The sequence below is a fragment of the Kitasatospora sp. NPDC048239 genome (assembly GCF_043202015.1).
Lineage (GTDB): Bacteria > Actinomycetota > Actinomycetes > Streptomycetales > Streptomycetaceae > Kitasatospora.
Genome location: NZ_JBICZP010000010.1, coordinates 248,585 through 265,417 on the forward strand (window position 1 = coordinate 248,585; position 16,833 = coordinate 265,417).

Genomic DNA, 16,833 nt, shown 5'->3' on the forward strand with positions numbered 1-16,833 from the left:
ACTCGGGGCGGGGGAGGTTGGAGTTGAACCGGGCGGCATTGGAGAATCGGCTCCGGCACCCCGTGGCGGGTGCGGAACACGGGGAGGTGGCAGCGGAGTGGACCAGCTGACGGCGCACGATCCGAGGCGGATCGGGCCCTTCGAGGTGCTGGGGCGGCTCGGCGCGGGCGGGATGGGCCTGGTCTACCTGGCGCGCTCCGCATCCGGCCGACGGGTTGCCATCAAGACCGTCCGGGGGGAGCTGGCCGAGGACGAGCTGTTCCGGGTCCGTTTCGCCCGGGAGATCGCGGCCGCCAAGACGGTGGGCGGCTTCTACACCGCGGCGGTGGTCGACGCGGACGCCGACGCCCGGGTGCCGTGGCTGGCCACCGCGTACGTCCCGGCGCCGTCCCTGGAGGACCTGGTCGGCGAGTGCGGGCCGCTGCCGGTGGGCGCGGTGCGCTGGCTGGTCGCGGGCATCGCCGAGGCGCTGCAGTCCATCCACGCGGCCGGGCTGGTGCACCGTGACCTCAAGCCCTCCAACGTGCTGGTGGTCGAGGACGGCCCGCGGGTGATCGACTTCGGCATCGCGGCGGGCGTCTCGCACACCCGGCTCACCATGACCAACGTCGCGGTCGGCACCCCGGCGTACATGTCGCCCGAGCAGGCCCGCGACAGTCGCAGCGTCACCGGCGCCAGCGACGTCTTCTCGCTCGGCTCGCTGCTGGTGTTCTGCGCCACCGGGCACCCGCCCTACCGGGGCGCCAACCCGGTGGAGACGGTGTTCCAGCTGCTGCGCGACCAGCCAGACCTCTCCGGGCTGCCGCCCGAGCTGGCGGACCTGGTGCGCGCCTGTATGCGCCCGTCCCCCGAGCACCGGCCGAGCCCGGCGCAGATCCAGACCGAGCTGGCCCCGCACCTGTTCTCCCGGGACGACGCCTCGGGCGAGGCCGGTGACTGGCTGCCGGCCAACGCGCTGGAGCTGATCGAGCGCAAGCGCAGCCGCCGGCAGACCGCGCCGCCCGCCCGGCCGCCCGTCCAGGGCGCCGCGCCGATCGGTCAGGCCGGGCCGCCGCAGGGCGGGCCCCCGCAGGCGCCGGTGCCGCCCCAGCGGCCCGTACAGGCCGATCCGCGCACCCAGCACCCCGGCGGGCCGCACGCCCCGCCCGGGACCGGCCCGGTGCACGCTGCACCGCCCGTCCAGGGGCAGGACGTCGAGGCCGCCACCGAGAAGATCTCCGCGCGCCGCCGCCACGGCGGCCCGGGGGCCGGGGACGCCGCCGGGGTGCAGCTGGCCGGCGCCTCGGTGCGGATAGGCCCGGGCCCGCGCGCCGAGCAGGCCGGTCCGGGCACCGCGCCCGCCGAGACGGACTGGGTCCGCCGGGTCGCCCCGGCGCCCGTCCCGGCCGCCCGCTGGCGCCCCTGGCGGTTCCGGATGTCCAACGACGTCTGGGGCACGCCGGTGGTGGCCGACGGCACGCTGTTCGTCTCCAGCTTCGAGGTGCACGCCCTGGACATCGCCTCCGGGCAGCGCCGCTACAAGACCCGGGACGTCGCCTGGGCGCTCGCGGTGGACTCCGGCCGGGTGCACGCCGCCGACGGCCCGCACCTGTACACGGTGGACGTCGCGGACGGCACCGAGCGCTGGCGCCACTCGCTGGACGGCTGGGTGTACTCGCTGGCCGCCGCCGACGGCGTGCTCTGCTGCGGGATCCGGGGCGGCGGCGTGCAGCTGCGCTCGGCGGCCACCGGCGCCGAGCTCTGGCGGGCCGACGACGCCCAGCAGGACTACGAGAACCCGCAGTCCGGCCCGGCCCTGGTGGCGGGCGCCGTGTACTACTACGGAGGCGGGCGGCTGCGCTGCGTCGACCCGCGCGGTGCGGGCCTGCGCTGGTCCTTCCGGGTCGGCGAGGACGTGCCCTCGCACCCGGCGGAGCGGGGCGGGGTGCTGTACGTGACGGCCGGCACCCGGGTGTACGCGCTGGACGCGGCCAGCGGCGCCGAGCGCTGGCGGTTCGAGGCCCCCGTGGTGCTGTTCACCCCGCCCGCGCTGGACACCGACGCGGTGTACGTCGCGGACTACCTCGGCACCGTGTACGCCCTGGACGCGGCCACCGGCCGGGAGCGCTGGCGCGGGGCCACCGGCAGCCGCCAGGGCGCCGAGCCGGTGGTGGTCGGGGACGGCATGGTGCTGGTCGGCAGCGGGGAGGTGCTGTACGCCTTCGAGGCGGCCTCCGGCCGGGAGCGCTGGCGCTACACCACGCGGGGCGAGATCGTCGGCTCCCCGGCGGTCGCCGACGGACTGGTCCACCTGGGCAGCCGGGACCACTCGCTGCACACCCTGGACCTGGCGAGCGGTCAGCTGCGCTGGGAGCTCGGCACCAAGGGCGAGCTGACCGGGTCACCGGTGGCGATCGGCGGGCGGGTGTTCGTCGGCAGCAAGGACCGCTGCGTCTACGCGCTGGACGCCTTCTACGGCACCGCGGTGCCCTCGCACTGACGCCGGTGCGGACGGCGGGGGCCGCGGCCCCCGCCGTCCGGCCCTGCTACTTCTTCCGGGCCTCCGGGTGGCGGCTGCACCAGCCCTCCCACGCCGAGGCCACCATCTCCTCGACGCCGTACCGGGCGGTCCAGTCCAGCTCGCGGCGGATCAGCTCGGCGGAGGCGACCACCCGGGCCGGGTCGCCGGCGCGGCGCGGGGTGACCTCGCCGGTGGCGTCGTAGCCCGTGACCTTGCCGATCACGTCCAGCATCTCCTTGACGCTGACGCCCTCGCCGCGGCCGATGTTCAGGATCAGCGCGGTCTCGCCGGCCGGGTCGGCGGCCAGCCGCCTGGCGGCCGCGACGTGGGCGGAGGCGATGTCCGAGACGTGGATGAAGTCGCGCACGCAGGTGCCGTCGGGGGTCGGGTAGTCGGCGCCGAAGATCCGCGGGGCGGTGCCGGCGGTGAGCCGCTCGAAGACCATCGGGATCAGGTTGAACACGCCCGCGTCGGAGAGCTCCGGCGAGGCCGCGCCGGCCACGTTGAAGTAGCGCAGCGAGACGGTGGAGATGCCGTAGGCCTTGCCGACGGCCGACACCAGCCACTCGCCGGCCAGCTTGGTCTCGCCGTAGGGGCTCATCGGGTCGCACGGGGTGGACTCGGTGACCAGGTCCACGTCGGGCATGCCGTAGACGGCGGCGGAGGAGGAGAAGAGGAAGCGCTTCACCCCGCCCTCGGCGGCCGCCTCCAGGACGGTCTGCAGGCCGATCATGTTCTCCCGGTAGTAGAAGAACGGCTGCTCGACCGACTCGCCGACCTGCTTCTTCGCCGCGAAGTGCAGGATCCCCTGCACGCCGTGCTCGCGGATCGCCGCGTCCAGCACGGTCCGGTCCAGGGTGGAGCCCTCGACCAGGGCGACCCCCTGCGGCAGCCGGGTGCGGTCGCCGGTGCTGAAGTCGTCCAGGACGGCCACGCGCTCGCCCGCGTCGAGGAGCTGCTGCACCACGTGCCCGCCGATGTATCCGGCACCGCCGGTGATCAACCAAGTCATGGCCCGCATCCTAGGCGTTCCGGGTTTCCGGCCGGTGCCGGGCGAGTCGGCGCAGGGATTCGGACAAATCGGTGAAATGCTCACAAAGAGCTCTGTGATCTCTCGATGATCCCCGGCAGCGAGCCCTCCGGCCCCCCTTCGGCCGTTCCGCGGGGCGGCTCCGGACGGTCTGCGGGTGGTCCCCGCGCGATCCCCGCGTGTGGCGATGGAATCGGAGGCAGCCCAGGTGAACCGCAAGAAGGAACCCACCCGCCCGCTCCCGGCCGGGCCCCGGCCCACCGGGCCCAAGGCCTTCGGCGCCCGCCTGCTCGCCCCCGGGGCGGTCGCCGCGCTGACCGCCCTGGCGCTGGCCGGCTGCAGCAGCGGCTCCTCCCAGAGCTCCTCCTCCTCGGTCGCCGCCGGCGCCTCCTCCTCGTCCTCCCCGACGGCCGGCGGCAACCAGCTGGAGGACGCCTACCAGCGGGTGATCGCCGACGTGCTGCCCTCGGTGGTGCAGATCACCACCGACAGCGGCCTGGGCTCCGGCATCGTCTACGACAACAAGGGCGACATCGTCACCAACGCCCACGTGGTCGGCGCCGCCACCACCTTCGGCGTCACCCTGGCCAACGGCACCAAGGCGCTGGACGCCACGCTGGTCGCCAGCTATCCGGAGTCCGACCTCGCGGTGATCAGGCTGACCAGCCCGCCGAGCGGCCTCAGGCCGGCCGTCTTCGGGGACTCCGCCAAGGTCGAGCTGGGCCAGATCACGCTGGCCATGGGCAGCCCGCTGGGGCTGTCGAGCAGCGTCACCCAGGGCATCGTCTCGGCCACCGGCCGGACCGTCTCCGAGCCGCAGGGCGGCGGCTCGCCGGGCGCCACCATCGGCAACATGGTGCAGACCTCGGCGGCGATCAACCCGGGCAACAGCGGCGGCGCACTGGTCAACCTGGAGGGCCGGGTGATCGGCATCAACACGCTGGCCGCCACCGAGCCGGAGACCAACGGCGCCGCCGCCCCCGGCATCGGCTTCGCCATCCCGGCCGCCACCATCACCAGCATCGCCGACCAGCTGATCAAGGATGGCAAGGTCACCAACTCCGGCCGCGCGGCGCTCGGCATCACCGCCCGGACGTACTTCGACCAGAACTTCCGGCCGGCGGGGGCCACCATCGTGGCCGTTGCCGCGGGCGGACCGGCCGCCTCGGCGGGCCTCCAGGTCGGCGACGTGATCACCAGGATCGGCGACACCCCGGTCGAGTCGCTGAACTCGCTGACCACCGCGCTGGCCTCGCTCACCCCGGGCACCAAGGTCACCGTCACCTACACCCGCGACGGGCAGTCCAGGACCGCCGACGTCACCCTCGGGACCCTGCAGACCCCCTGAACCCCTGTCGGTGCCCCGCCCGCCCGCCGCGCAAGGGTCCGCGGGCGCGGCGCCGTACGGGAACGGCCGGGACCTCGTCACCGCCTCGACGAGGTCCCGGCCCTTTTGCCGTCCTGCTGCCCGTCCGCCGGTCCGAAGCGTCAGCGGCGGGCGGTGCGGGTGCGCCAGGGGAGTTCGATGGTGACCGTGGTCGGTCCGCCGTGCGGGCTCTCCACCAGGAACACCCCGTCCACCGCCCGGATCCGGTCGGCCAGCCCGGCCAGGCCGCTGCCCGGGTAGGGGGCCGCGCCGCCCTTGCCGTCGTCCTGGACCAGCAGCATCAGCTGGTCGCCGGCCCGCCAGACGTCCACCGTGGCGGTCCGGGCGCCGGCGTGCTTGGAGACGTTGGTCAGCAGCTCGCTGACGGTGAAGTACGCGATGCCCTCCACCGCGGAGTCCGGGCGCTCCACCTCGCCGCGGTCGTTCTTCAGCCCGACGTGCACCTTGACGCCGCCGGGCACCGTGCAGCGGGCGGCCACCGCGGAGAGCGCCGCGTCCAGGCCCCGGTCGGTGAGCACCGCCGGGTGGATGCCGCGGGCCAGGTCGCGCAGTTCCTGGAGGGCGAGCTTCACCTCGCCGTGCGCGTTGTCCACCATCTTCGCGGCGGCGACCGGGTCCTCCTCCAGCTTCTCCTTGGCCAGGCCGAGGTCCATCGCCAGCGCCACCAGCCGGGCCTGGGCGCCGTCGTGCAGGTCGCGCTCGATCCGGCGCAGGTCGGCGGCGGCGGTGTCGACCACCGTGCCCCGGTCGTCCTCCAGCTCGCGGACCCGCTCGGACAGCGCGCCCGGGTAGAGCAGGGTCTCCACCAGCATCCGGTCCACGGCGCCCTCGAAGCGGACCACCCAGGGCAGCACCGGCCAGCCGACGATCACACAGACCAGCGTCACGGCGAAGCTGAGCACGCCCCAGGGCAGCAGCAGCACGTTGTACAGCGCGGACCGCCAGCTCAGCGCGTCGGTGAGGTGGGCGATCGCGTACCCGGTGGCACCCGGGCGGGACCGGTGCACCGGCTCCGGCTCGTGCACCTCGGAGCCGTGCACCGCGCGGGCCCGGCGGCGGGCGACCGAGCCCAGGCCCCGGCAGCCGGCCAGACCGGCCGCCAGCAGCGGCAGGCCGACCACGGTGATCGACAGCGCCAGGCCGATCGACAGCAGCGCGATCGTGAAGACGAACCCCGCGATGCCGATCGGCAGGTTGAGCATCAGCTGCCCGACCTGCTTCCACATCCGCGCGCCGTACAGCGGGTCGCGCTCACTGCGCGCGTCCTGCTCCTTGATGGCACCCGCGGCGCGGTGCAGAGGCTTCATCTGGATCTACCGTCCCTCTCGTCGAGCTGGTGATCCAAGCTTCCCTGGTGGGGTCCGCCCGGTGCCATGGGGGTGATACGTCTTCCCGGGCGGGGGTTATCCCCACCCCGGCGGCCCCCACCGGGTGCGGCCCGGAAGTCCGCCGACCGGCGCCCGGGTGTCCACGGGTTGTCCACGGGCCGTCTTGCGGACCGGGCGGGGTGCGGGGGCATCCGAGCCGTGCACTTAGACTCACGCATTGGCGATGGTTATGACCGTGTAAAGAAACGTCGTAGAACTGCCCTCAAAGCGGTTTCACGGCCGATGTGGAGGCGAGGGGCATGGAGGCGCAGCACGCGGCTGCCGACCCGGCGGCCGGCAGCGGCTACTTCGACGCGTATGCCGCGATGGGCCTGCTCGCCGTCGTCGGCGTGCTCTTCGTCGCCGTGGCGTTCACCGCCAACCGGCTGCTGCGGCCGGTGGTGTACTCGCCGGAGAAGCTCCTCGCCTACGAGTGCGGCGTGGACCCGGTGGGGGAGGACTGGGCGCACACCCAGATCCGCTACTACGTCTACGCCTTCCTGTACGTGATCTTCGCGGTCGACGCGATCTACCTGTTCCCGTGGGCGACCGTCTTCGCCACCGCCGGATACGGCGCCGGGACGCTGATCGAGATGTTCGTCTTCATCGGCTTCCTCGCGGTCGGGCTGCTCTACGCCTGGAAGAAGGGCGTTCTGGAATGGACGTGACCCACAACCACCCGCACGCGCAGGGCGCCTCCGGTGGACCCGTCCCGCTGGGCCTCCCGGACCCGGCGCGCCCCGGAGCCGCGATGGAGCGGAGCGCCCTCGGCCCGCTCGCCCGGCTCGCGCCGGACCCGGTCAAGGTCGTCCTGAACTGGGGCCGCCGCTACAGCCTCTGGTGCTTCAACTTCGGCCTGGCCTGCTGTGCGATCGAGTTCATCGCCGCGTCCATGGCCAAGCACGACTTCATCCGGATGGGTGTCATCCCGTTCGCGCCGGGCCCCCGACAGGCCGACCTGATGATCGTCTCGGGGACGGTGACCGACAAGATGGCGCCCGCCGTGAAGCGCCTCTACGAGCAGATGCCCGAGCCGAAGTACGTCATCTCGTTCGGCGCCTGCTCCAACTCCGGCGGGCCCTACTGGGACTCCTACTCCGTCACCAAGGGCGTCGACCAGATCATCCCGGTCGACGTCTACGTGCCCGGCTGCCCGCCGCGGCCCGAGGCGCTGCTCCAGGGCATCCTCAAGCTCCAGGAGAAGATCGCCGCCGAGTCGCTGCCCCAGCGGTACGCCGCGCCCGCCGCCGCGCTGCGCCGTCCGCTGGTCGCGGGGCCGGCCTCCGGCGCCGCCGCGGGTCCGGATGCGGGCCCGGCCGTGGAAGGGGGAGCCTCATGAGCAGCGCCGAGCAGTACGCGGCGTCGGTCGGCGAGTGGGCCACCGGCGCCGAGGCGTACGGGCTGATCACCGTCGACGTGCCCGCCGAGCACTGGATCGAGGCGCTGACCGCCGCCCGGGACACGCTCGGTCTGAGCTTCTTCGACTGGCTGAGCGCCGTCGACGAGCTGGCCGAGGGCTTCTCCGTGGTCGCGCACCTGGCCGCCCCGCGGGCGCACGGCGTCCGCCACCTGGTGCTGCGGACCAGGGTGCCCCGGGACGGCGCCGCGCTGCCGACCGCTGTGGCGGTGTACGCCGGTGCCGCCTGGCACGAGCGCGAGACGCACGAGATGTTCGGCATCGACTTCCCCGGGCACCCCCACCTGGCCACCCTGCTGCTGCCGGACGGTTTCGAGGGGTACCCGCTGCGCAAGGAGTTCGTGCTCGCGGCCCGGGTCGCCAAGGCCTGGCCGGGGGCCAAGGAGCCGGGCGAGTCCGACCACGGCGACGGCCCGGCGCGGCGCAAGATGCAGCCGGCCGGTGTGCCGGACCCGAACGAGTGGGGCCCGCTCAAGGGCACCCTGCCGCCGGTCGCCGAGCGGCCGGCACGTGGTGCGCGGGCGGCCGGAGCGGCGCGGACGCCGCGGGCTGCCGGTGCTGCGGCCGGCGCCGGCGCCGGAGCCGGTGCAGGTGCGGCCGAGGGCGCTGCCGCCGTGCGGGCGGACCGGCCCCGGCGGACGCGGTCCGTCGACGCGGGCTCGGTGAGCCAGGCGGCCGAGGGCGCGGCCGAGGCCTCCGAGGGCGCCGTTGCCGAGGGCGGGGCGCCGCTGCGCGCCGACCGGCCGCGGCGGACCAGGTCGGTGTCGGAGGGTTCGGCGAGCCAGCCGGCTCCCGCCGCCGATGACGCCGCCGAGGCGGCCGCGGCCGTGGCGCCCGCCGAGGGTGCCCCGGTGAAGCCCGAGCGGGCGGCGCCGGCCCGGACGCAGTCCTCGGACGCGCCCTGGCACACGCCGTCGCCGGCGCACGGGCCTGAGAAGGCCGCCGAGCCGGAGAAGGCCGCGCAGCCGCAGGCGCCCGCCGAGCCCGGGAAGCCGGCCGAGTCGGCCCCCGGCGCCGAAGCCCCCGCCGAGCCCCCTGCCGAGACCCCCGCCGATCAGGCCCCCGACCAGGACGGAGACAGCGCGTGAACCTGCTCGACACGTTGCTCCGCTGCGTCGCCACGCTCGTCGTCTTCCTCACCTTCCCCCTGATCATCGGCCAGACCGAGCACAAGGTGATGGCGCACATGCAGGGCCGGCTCGGCCCGATGTACGCCGGCGGCTTCCACGGGTGGGCGCAGCTGGTCGCCGACGGTGTGAAGTTCGCGCAGAAGGAGGACATCGTCCCGGCCGGGGCGGACCGCCGGATCTTCCAGCTGGCCCCCGCCGTCTCGCTGCTGCCGTACCTGTTCGTGCTGCTGGCCATCCCGGTCGGCCCGGACGGCTTCGTCGGCCAGGCCGTGGACGCCGGACTGTTCTTCGTCCTGGCCGTGATGGGCGTCGGGGTGATCGGCAAGCTGATGGCCGGCTGGGCCTCGGCGAACAAGTTCTCGCTGCTCGGCGGCCTGCGGACGGCCGCCCAGCTGATGTCCTACGAGCTGCCGATGGTGCTCGCGGCGGCCTCCGTCGCCATGGCGGCCGGGACGCTGTCGCTGCCCGCGATCGTGGACGCCTGGCAGTGGTACTGGATCCCGTGGCAGATCATCGGCGCGTTCGTGTTCTTCACGGCCGGTCTGGCCGAGCTGCAGCGCCCGCCGTTCGACATGCCGATCGCCGACTCGGAGATCATCTTCGGCGCGTACACCGAGTACACCGGTCTGCGCTTCGCGCTGTTCCTGCTCTCCGAGTACGTGGGCATCCTGGTGGTCTCCGGACTGACCGCGGTGCTCTTCCTGGGCGGCTGGCACGGCCCGCTGCCGGACGAGCTCGGCTGGCTCTGGACGATCCTGAAGACCTTCGCGCTGGCCTTCGTGGTGATCTGGCTGCGGGTCACGTACCCGCGGCTGCGGGAGGACCAGCTGATGCGCTTCGCGTGGACCGTGCTGATCCCGCTCGCCCTCGTCCAGCTCGCCCTCACCGGCATCATCAAGGTGGCGATCTCATGAGCTTCCCCGGCTCCGGCCTGGCCAAGGGCCTCGCCGTCACCCTGCGGACGATGACGAAGAAGAGCATCACCGCGCAGTACCCCGACGTCCAGCCGGTGCTGCCGCCGCGTTCGCGCGGCGTGATCGCGCTGCTGGAGGAGAACTGCACGGTCTGCATGCTCTGCGCCCGGGAGTGCCCGGACTGGTGCATCTACATCGACTCCCACAAGGAGACGCTGCCGGCCGCCGACCCCAACGCCCGGGCCCGCACCCGCAACGTGCTGGACCGCTTCGCGATCGACTTCTCGCTCTGCATGTACTGCGGGATCTGCATCGAGGTCTGCCCGTTCGACGCGCTGTTCTGGTCGCCGGAGTTCGAGTACGCCGAGACGGACATCCTGGAGCTGACCCACGAGCGGGACAGGCTCCGCGAGTGGATGTGGACCGTCCCGGCGCCGCCGGCGCTGGACCCGGCGGCCGAGGAGCCCAAGGAGATCGCCACCGCACGCAAGGCGGCGGACAAGCTGGCGGCTGCCGCTGCCGCTGCCGCTGCGGCTGCCGCTGCCGCTGCTGCCGCCGCCGTCTCGGACGAGGGGGGTGATGGGCAGTGAGCGCCGTCGCCCTGCTCGCCGCGACCGGCCCGCTGGACCCGGCCGGCCGTTCCTTCCTCTCCCCGACCGGGGTGGAGATCGTCTTCCTGCTGGTCGGCATCGCCGTGCTCGGCTCGGCCCTGGTCGCCGTCACCACCAGGCAGCTGGTGCACGCCGCGCTCTGGCTGGTGGTCGCCCTCGGCGGGCTGGCGGTGGAGTTCCTGCTGCTCACGGCCGAGTTCATCGCCTGGGTGCAGGTACTGATCTACCTCGGCTCGGTGGTCGTCCTGGTGCTGTTCGGCCTGATGCTCACCAAGGCGCCGATCGGCCGCTCACCGGACGCCGACTCGGGCAACCGCTGGGTGGCCCTGGTGGTCGCGCTGGCCTCGGCCGGGACGCTGGTGACGCTGGTCGTGGACGCCTTCCGGACCTCCTGGATCGACCTGGGCGGGGGCGGCGGCTCGGCCGCGGCGACGGGTGCCAGCCTGTTCCGGACGTGGGTGCTGCCCTTCGAGGCGCTCTCCGTACTGCTGCTGGCCGCGCTGGTCGGGGCGATCGTGCTGTCGCGCGGCGCCCGGCGGCGGGTGCCGGCGCCCCGGGCCGGGAGGCTGCGGGCCGGTCGGCCGGTGGGCTCGAACGGCACCGTCGCCGCGACGGCGCCCGTCCCGGAGCCGTCCGCGCCGGCTGCTGCCGACGCCGCCTCCCCGGCTTCGACGACTCCGCCTCAGGAGGGCTGACCGCCGATGCACCTCGCCTATCCCGTCGTCCTCGCCGCGCTGCTGTTCAGCACCGGCGTGTACGGCGTGCTCGCCCGGCGCAACGTCGTCCTGGTGCTGATGTCCGTCGAGCTGATGCTCAACGCCGTCAACCTCAACCTCGTCGCCTTCGACGCCTGGCTGCGCGACTCGCTGCACGCCGGCCAGGCGCTCACCCTGTTCACCATCACCATCGCCGCCGCCGAGATCGGCCTCGGGCTCGCCATCGTCCTGCTGCTCTTCCGGGCGCGGGGCACCGCGGACATCGACAAGGTCACCGCACTCGGCGACCCGTCCGAGGACGCGCCCGAGGCAGCGGAGGCCGAGAGCGGACTGAAGGGCCAGGCCGTCGCATGAACCTCGCCCTGCCCGTCCTCGTCCCCGCCCTGCCCGCACTCGGAGCCGCCGCCACCCTGGCCGTCGGCCGGCGGGCCCCCGGCCTGGCCCGGCCGCTGGCGATCGTGCCGGTCGCCGTCTCGGCCGTGCTCGCGCTGGTCGTCGCGATCCAGCTGGGCAGCGGCCAGGCGCTGGACGCCGCCACCCGGCTCACCCCGACCGGCGGTCCCGACATCGCGCTCGCGATCCACCTGGACGGGTTCAGCTCGCTGATCTCCGTCCTGGTCGGCCTGGTCGCCACCTGTGTGCAGGTCTACTCGACCGCGTACCTCAAGGACGACCCGCGCTACCCCTCCTACGCGGCGCTGGTCTCGCTGTTCACGGCGGCGATGTTCCTGGTCGTCTACTCGGGCGACCTGATCGTGCTGCTGGTCGGCTGGGAGGTCATGGGCATCTGCTCGTACTTCCTGATCGGCCACCACTGGGAGACCGCCGACGCCCGCTCGGCCTCGCTGAAGGCCTTCCTGGTCACCAAGCTCGGCGACGTGCCGTTCCTGTTCGGCCTCTTCCTGCTCGGCGCGGACGCCGGGAGCTTCCGGATCGAGGACGTCCTGGCGGCGGCCGCCGACGGACGGCTCGGCCACCCGACCCTGACCGCGCTGCTGCTGCTCTGCGGCGTGGCCGGCAAGAGCGCGCAGTTCCCGCTGCACACCTGGCTTCCGGACGCGATGGCCGGCCCGACGCCGGTCTCCGCGCTGATCCACGCCGCCACCATGGTCGCGGCCGGCATCTACCTGGTCGCCCGGCTGATGCCGGTCTTCCTGCTGTCGGGCGCGGCGCTGGTCGTGCTCGCGGTGATGGCCGCCGTGACGATGATCGGATCGGCACTCTGCGCGCTCGCCCAGGACGACCTGAAGCGGGTGCTCGCGTACTCGACCGTCGGCCAGCTCGGCTACATGGCCGGCGCGCTGGCCAGCGGCGACCGCGAGGCCTCGGTGTTCCACCTGATCAGCCACGGTGTCTTCAAGGCGCTGCTGTTCCTGGCCGCCGGTGTGGTGATCCACGCCGCGCACACCAACTCCATCTCGGCGATGTCCCGGATGCCCGGGCTGCGCCGACGCGTCCCGGACGCCTACTGGACGATGGGCATCGCCCTGGCCGCCCTGGTCGGCCTCCCGCCGTTCGTCGGCTTCTTCAGCAAGGAGGCGGTGCTGACCGCCGCCGAGCACGCCGCCAACGGCGAGGCGCTGACCAACGGACTCGGCCCCGCCTCCGCCGTCCCGCAGGCGGCCGGGTGGATCGTGCTGATCTCGGCCGGACTCACCGCGCTGCTCACCGCCGCGTACGCGACCCGGCTGTTCCTGGTGGCGTTCCACGGTCCGGACGGCGCCCGCGCCGCCACCGAGGCCACCGCCGTACCGGCCGGGCCCGAGGCGGACGCGCCGTACTCGCCCGAGGTGGACGAGGCCGACCCGGCCACCGCCGAACCGCCCGCGATGCGCTGGCCGCTCTGGGTACTGGCCGTTCCGACCATGGGCCTCGGCGTGGCCTGCCTGCGCTCGGACTGGCTGCCCGCCCTGCTGGACGGCGGCTCGCTGCGCCCCTCGCCCGCCACCGCGGTGATGGGTACCGGACTCGCCGTGGCGGGCATCCTGGTGGCGTACGCGGCCTGGCGCTCCGCCACCGCACGGCTCACCGCCGGCCGGCCGGCCCCGGCGGCCGAGGGCCGGGTACCCGAGCAGGCCGGAGCCCCGGCCGCCGAGGTGATCGTCGCCGACCCCGGGCGCGCGCTGCTCGGCCCGCTGTTCGGTCCGGCCCGGCACGGCTTCGGCGTGGACCGCCTCTACAGCGCGCTGTTCGTCCGCCCGGTGGCCGCCGCCGCCCAGCTGGTCCGCTTCCTCGACCGCGAGGTCGTCGAGACGTACGTGCGCGGCAGCGGGGTCGGCGCCAACCTGCTCGGCCGGGCCGTCCGGCTCGCGCAGACCGGCAACGCGCAGACCTACCTCAGCGCACTGCTCGCCGGCGTCGTGCTGCTGGCCGTCCTGGTGGCGGTGTAGCGCATGCCCGACCGCAGCACTTCGAACCGGCCGACCGCCGCCCCGACCGCAGCAGCAGCTTGGAGCACCCGATGAACGCAGTCCTCATCGCCCTCCTGGTGCTGCCGATGCTCGGTGCCGCCGTCACCCTGGCACCGGTGTTCGGCACCGACGGACCCGCCGCCGACCGGCGGGCCCTGCGGCTGAACAGCGTCGTCACGGGTGCGGTGCTCCTCCTCACCGTCGTCCTCGCGGCCGGCTTCGACCACGACGAGCCCGCCCGGATGCAGGCCACCACCGACGTGGCCTGGATCCCGGCCATCGGCGTGCGCCTCCACCTCGGCGTGGACGGCGTCTCGCTGCCCCTGATCGTCCTGACCGCGCTGCTCACCTTCCTCTGCGCGGTCTACTCGGAGCGGCGCCTGCCCTCCGGGGACGGCGTGCCCACGGCCCGGTCCTTCGTCGGGCTGTTCCTCCTCCTCGAAGTCGGCATGCTCGCCACCTTCGCGGTGCTGGACCTGGTGCTCTTCTTCCTGGCCTTCGAGGTCGTACTGATCCCGATGTACTTCCTGATCGCCCGCTGGGGGAGCGGGGCGAAGGTGCCGGCCGCCAACCGGTTCATCCTGTACACGCTGCTCGGCTCGGCCGTGATGCTGCTCGGCTTCCTGCTGGTGGGTAGCAAGGCGGGCACCTTCGACATGCAGGCGCTGGCCGCCGCGCACGGCAGCGGCCTGAGCCACACCACCCAGGTGGTCGCCGCACTGGCGATCATGATCGGGCTGGCGGTCAAGGCCCCCGCCTGGCCGCTGCACAGCTGGCTGCCGGACGCGCACACCGCGGCGCCCACCGTCGGCTCGGTGCTGCTCGCCGGCGTGCTGCTGAAGATGGGCACCTACGGCCTGGTCCGGGTGCTCCTCCCGGTCGTGCCCGACGGCACCACGACGCTCGCCCCCTACCTGGGCGCGTTCGCCGCCGTCGGCATCGTCTACGGCTCGCTGGCCTGTCTGGCACTGGCCCGCCCCGGCGCCAAGGGCGACCTCAAGCGCCTGATCGCCTACTCCTCGGTGGGCCACATGGGCTTCGTCCTGCTGGGCATCGCCTCCCTCACCCCGGTGGGCGTCAACGGCGCGCTGTTCGCCAACATCGCCCACGGGCTCGTCACCGGCCTGCTGTTCTTCATCGTGGGCGCGCTCAAGGACCGCTACGGCACCGCCGACCTCGACACCCTCGCCGGCGCCACCGGCGGCGCCCTCTACGGACGGGCGCCGCGGATCGGCGCACTGCTCGCCTTCGCCGCCGTGGCCAGCCTCGGCCTGCCCGGGCTGGCCGGCTTCTGGGGCGAGCTGCTCGCGATGTTCGGCGCGTTCGACCCGGCCGCGGGCCTGTCGCGCCCCGCGTTCGTCACCTACATGGTGCTGGCCGGCCTCGGCACCCTGCTGACCGCCGGGTACCTCCTGATCGTGGTCAAGCGGGTCTGCATGGGCGACCCGAAACAGCCCGCCCCGGTGGCGGAGCTCGCCGACCTGCGCCCGTACGAGGCCGTCAGCTGGACGCCGCTGGCCGCCCTCACCCTGCTCGCGGGCCTGTGGCCCGCGCTCCTGCTCGGCCTGTCCGACCCCGCCGTCAAGCACCTCCTCGGGGGTGGCTGATCATGACCGGCACCCTGCTCGGCGCCCAGTCCGCACTCGGATCCCACTCCACGGGGCAGCCCACTGTGACCTCCCTCGCCGTAGCCGACCCGGGCGCACTGATCCAGTCCGTGGACTGGGTGGCGATCGCGCCCCCGCTGATCGCCGCCGTGGCCGCCCTGGCGGTGCTGCTCACCGACCTCTTCCTGCCCGAGCGCCGCAAGAAGCTGCTCGGCTGGTTCTCCGTGGCCGGGCTCGCCCTCGCACTGCTCGCCCTCCTCCCGCTCACCGGGGGCACGGCACGGGCCACCTTCTGCGCGAAGGGCGTCACGGGGCTCACCGGCACCACCGGCTGCTCCTACGTGGCCGACCACTTCGCGCTGGTCTTCCAGCTGATCGCGCTCGGCGGCGCGCTGATCGCCGCGCTGCTGTCGGTGCACACCGTCGAGGAGGAGCGGCTGCCTGGCGGGGAGTACTGGTTCCTGCTGCTCTCCAGCGCCGCCGGCGCCGCCCTGCTGCCGGCCTCCCGCGACCTCGCCACCCTGGTGATCGCGCTGGAGGTGGCCTCGCTGCCGGCCTTCGCCCTGGTCGCGCTGCGCCGCGACGGCCGCGGCGCGGAGGCGGCGCTGAAGTTCTTCCTCTCCTCCGTCACCGCCACCGCGGTGATGCTGCTCGGCGTCGGCTTCGTCTACGCCGCCAGCGGCAGCCTGTACCTGGGCGCGGTCGCCGAGGGCCTGGAGCACGCCCCCGCCCAGCTGAGGCCGCTGGCCGAGGCCGGTGCGGTGCTCACCCTGGTCGGCTTCGCCTTCAAGGTCGCCGCCGTCCCGTTCCACTTCTGGGTGCCCGACACCTACACCGGGGCCCCGCTGCCGGTGGCCGGCTACCTCTCGGTGGTCGGAAAGGCGGCCGGCCTCTCCGGTCTGGCGCTGGCCACCACCGTCGCCTTCCGCCCGTACGCGCACACCTGGGGACTGGTGCTGGCGGTGCTGGCCGCCGTCACCATGACGGTGGGCAACGTGGGCGCGCTGCGCCAGCGCTTCGACACCCGGCACAGCGCGGTGCGGCTGCTGGCCTGGTCCTCGGTCGGCCAGGCCGGCTACCTGCTGGTGCCGCTGGCCGCGGCCGGCTACGCGCCGACCGGGGCGGACCCGCTGGGTGCGACCGCCGCGTACGCACTGATCTACGGCGTGGTGAACCTGGGCGCCTTCGGCGTGGTCGCCGCGGTCGGCCGCCGCGCCGGGACCAGGGTGGACGACTTCCGCGGCCTGTTCGCGCGCCGCCGCTGGACGGCCCTGGCGCTGGCCTTCTTCCTGCTCTGCCTGGCCGGGCTGCCGCCGGGCGTCATCGGCCTGTTCGGCAAGGTGGTGGTGTTCCGCGCCGCCGTCGACGCCGGGCTGGGCTGGCTCGCCGTGGTGATGGCCGTCAATGTGGTCATCGCGCTGTACTACTACCTGCTCTGGACGGCGCGGCTGTTCGCGCCGGACGCCGCCGACGCGGGGGAGCGGCCGGCCGAACACCGGCTGCCCGTCCCGCTGGCGGCCACCCTCGGGCTGACCGCCTCGGTGGCGGTGGTGCTCTCGGTGGCCCCGCAGCTGGTGCTCCAGGTCGCGGGCGGCACGCTCTTCTAGGCCCGTCCGATACGGCGTGAGCCACGGCCCGGCAGGCCCGGCCGGGCGACAAGGTGCGCACAAGGGAACAAGGCCGACGGCCCCGCCCGTTGTCGGGGCAGAGGGACGAGGCAGAAAGGGCTTCCCCACCGCACCA

14 protein-coding genes are annotated in these 16,833 nt (G+C 74.0%); 12 read left to right on the plus strand and 2 right to left on the minus strand.

Translation table 11 applies throughout. The features are described 5' to 3' along the window. Positions 1–97 precede the first annotated feature (97 nt). Positions 98–2,479 carry a PQQ-binding-like beta-propeller repeat protein gene (locus ACGFZP_RS26255; RefSeq protein ID WP_392937487.1) on the plus strand — a complete coding sequence of 794 codons (2,382 nt, stop codon included), beginning with the start codon at positions 98–100 and terminating at the stop codon, positions 2,477–2,479. Positions 2,480–2,525: 46 nt separating this feature from the next. On the opposite strand, the gene galE is transcribed toward ACGFZP_RS26255, so the two are convergent. Then, the gene (galE, locus tag ACGFZP_RS26260; protein WP_392937488.1) at positions 2,526–3,512 is read right to left on the minus strand and encodes a UDP-glucose 4-epimerase GalE; all 987 of its coding nucleotides are present in this window, start codon (positions 3,510–3,512) and stop codon (positions 2,526–2,528) included. 226 nt (positions 3,513–3,738) lie between these two features. Here galE and ACGFZP_RS26265 point away from each other — a divergent pair, with 226 nt between their 5' ends. Then, entirely contained in the window at positions 3,739–4,878 is a 1,140-nt protein-coding gene (locus ACGFZP_RS26265) for a S1C family serine protease (protein ID WP_392937492.1), read from the plus strand. A gap of 140 nt (positions 4,879–5,018) precedes the next feature. On the opposite strand, the gene ACGFZP_RS26270 is transcribed toward ACGFZP_RS26265, so the two are convergent. Next, positions 5,019–6,224 carry a sensor histidine kinase gene (locus ACGFZP_RS26270; RefSeq protein ID WP_392937494.1) on the minus strand — a complete coding sequence of 402 codons (1,206 nt, stop codon included), beginning with the start codon at positions 6,222–6,224 and terminating at the stop codon, positions 5,019–5,021. A gap of 320 nt (positions 6,225–6,544) precedes the next feature. On the opposite strand from ACGFZP_RS26270, the gene ACGFZP_RS26275 reads away from it, so the two are divergent. From ACGFZP_RS26275 to ACGFZP_RS26320, 10 genes are all read left to right on the plus strand, one after another. Next, entirely contained in the window at positions 6,545–6,952 is a 408-nt protein-coding gene (locus ACGFZP_RS26275) for an NADH-quinone oxidoreductase subunit A (RefSeq protein WP_387948997.1), read from the plus strand. Next, on the plus strand, positions 6,943–7,623 hold the full coding sequence (locus ACGFZP_RS26280; RefSeq protein WP_392937497.1) for an NADH-quinone oxidoreductase subunit B: 681 nt from the start codon (positions 6,943–6,945) through the stop codon (positions 7,621–7,623). The genes ACGFZP_RS26275 and ACGFZP_RS26280 overlap by 10 nt, the downstream gene beginning before the upstream one ends. Continuing rightward, the gene (locus ACGFZP_RS26285) at positions 7,620–8,789 is read left to right on the plus strand and encodes an NADH-quinone oxidoreductase subunit C (RefSeq protein WP_392937500.1); all 1,170 of its coding nucleotides are present in this window, start codon (positions 7,620–7,622) and stop codon (positions 8,787–8,789) included. Before ACGFZP_RS26280 ends, ACGFZP_RS26285 begins: the two co-directional genes overlap by 4 nt. Positions 8,790–8,791: 2 nt before the next feature. Then, positions 8,792–9,745 carry an NADH-quinone oxidoreductase subunit NuoH gene (gene nuoH / locus ACGFZP_RS26290; RefSeq protein WP_392937640.1) on the plus strand — a complete coding sequence of 318 codons (954 nt, stop codon included), beginning with the start codon at positions 8,792–8,794 and terminating at the stop codon, positions 9,743–9,745. Beyond that, positions 9,742–10,335: a NuoI/complex I 23 kDa subunit family protein gene (locus tag ACGFZP_RS26295; protein ID WP_392937502.1), complete on the plus strand. Its 594-nt coding sequence runs from the start codon at positions 9,742–9,744 to the stop codon at positions 10,333–10,335. The genes nuoH and ACGFZP_RS26295 overlap by 4 nt, the downstream gene beginning before the upstream one ends. Beyond that, positions 10,332–11,051, plus strand: coding sequence for an NADH-quinone oxidoreductase subunit J (locus ACGFZP_RS26300; protein WP_392937505.1), 720 nt, complete (start codon positions 10,332–10,334; stop codon positions 11,049–11,051). The genes ACGFZP_RS26295 and ACGFZP_RS26300 overlap by 4 nt, the downstream gene beginning before the upstream one ends. 6 nt (positions 11,052–11,057) lie before the next feature. Continuing rightward, positions 11,058–11,426, plus strand: a complete 369-nt coding sequence (nuoK, locus tag ACGFZP_RS26305) for an NADH-quinone oxidoreductase subunit NuoK (protein WP_392937508.1) — start codon at positions 11,058–11,060, stop codon at positions 11,424–11,426. Further along, entirely contained in the window at positions 11,423–13,462 is a 2,040-nt protein-coding gene (locus ACGFZP_RS26310) for an NADH-quinone oxidoreductase subunit L (protein WP_392937511.1), read from the plus strand. The genes nuoK and ACGFZP_RS26310 overlap by 4 nt, the downstream gene beginning before the upstream one ends. 71 nt (positions 13,463–13,533) lie before the next feature. Continuing rightward, the gene (locus tag ACGFZP_RS26315) at positions 13,534–15,090 is read left to right on the plus strand and encodes a NuoM family protein (RefSeq protein WP_392937513.1); all 1,557 of its coding nucleotides are present in this window, start codon (positions 13,534–13,536) and stop codon (positions 15,088–15,090) included. A 2-nt stretch (positions 15,091–15,092) separates the two neighbouring features. Further along, the gene (locus ACGFZP_RS26320; RefSeq protein WP_392937515.1) at positions 15,093–16,697 is read left to right on the plus strand and encodes an NADH-quinone oxidoreductase subunit N; all 1,605 of its coding nucleotides are present in this window, start codon (positions 15,093–15,095) and stop codon (positions 16,695–16,697) included. Positions 16,698–16,833: the final 136 nt, after the last annotated feature.

Coding starts and splice junctions, on each gene's coding strand:
- ACGFZP_RS26320 (WP_392937515.1), top strand. CDS start 15,093: ATGACCGGCACCCTGCTCGGCGCCCAGTCCGCACTCGGATCCCACTCC.
- ACGFZP_RS26310 (WP_392937511.1), top strand. CDS start 11,423: ATGAACCTCGCCCTGCCCGTCCTCGTCCCCGCCCTGCCCGCACTCGGA.
- ACGFZP_RS26315 (WP_392937513.1), top strand. CDS start 13,534: ATGAACGCAGTCCTCATCGCCCTCCTGGTGCTGCCGATGCTCGGTGCC.
- ACGFZP_RS26280 (WP_392937497.1), top strand. CDS start 6,943: ATGGACGTGACCCACAACCACCCGCACGCGCAGGGCGCCTCCGGTGGA.
- ACGFZP_RS26275 (WP_387948997.1), top strand. CDS start 6,545: ATGGAGGCGCAGCACGCGGCTGCCGACCCGGCGGCCGGCAGCGGCTAC.
- nuoK (WP_392937508.1), top strand. CDS start 11,058: ATGCACCTCGCCTATCCCGTCGTCCTCGCCGCGCTGCTGTTCAGCACC.
- ACGFZP_RS26270 (WP_392937494.1), bottom strand. CDS start 6,224: ATGAAGCCTCTGCACCGCGCCGCGGGTGCCATCAAGGAGCAGGACGCG.
- ACGFZP_RS26285 (WP_392937500.1), top strand. CDS start 7,620: ATGAGCAGCGCCGAGCAGTACGCGGCGTCGGTCGGCGAGTGGGCCACC.
- ACGFZP_RS26295 (WP_392937502.1), top strand. CDS start 9,742: ATGAGCTTCCCCGGCTCCGGCCTGGCCAAGGGCCTCGCCGTCACCCTG.
- galE (WP_392937488.1), bottom strand. CDS start 3,512: ATGACTTGGTTGATCACCGGCGGTGCCGGATACATCGGCGGGCACGTG.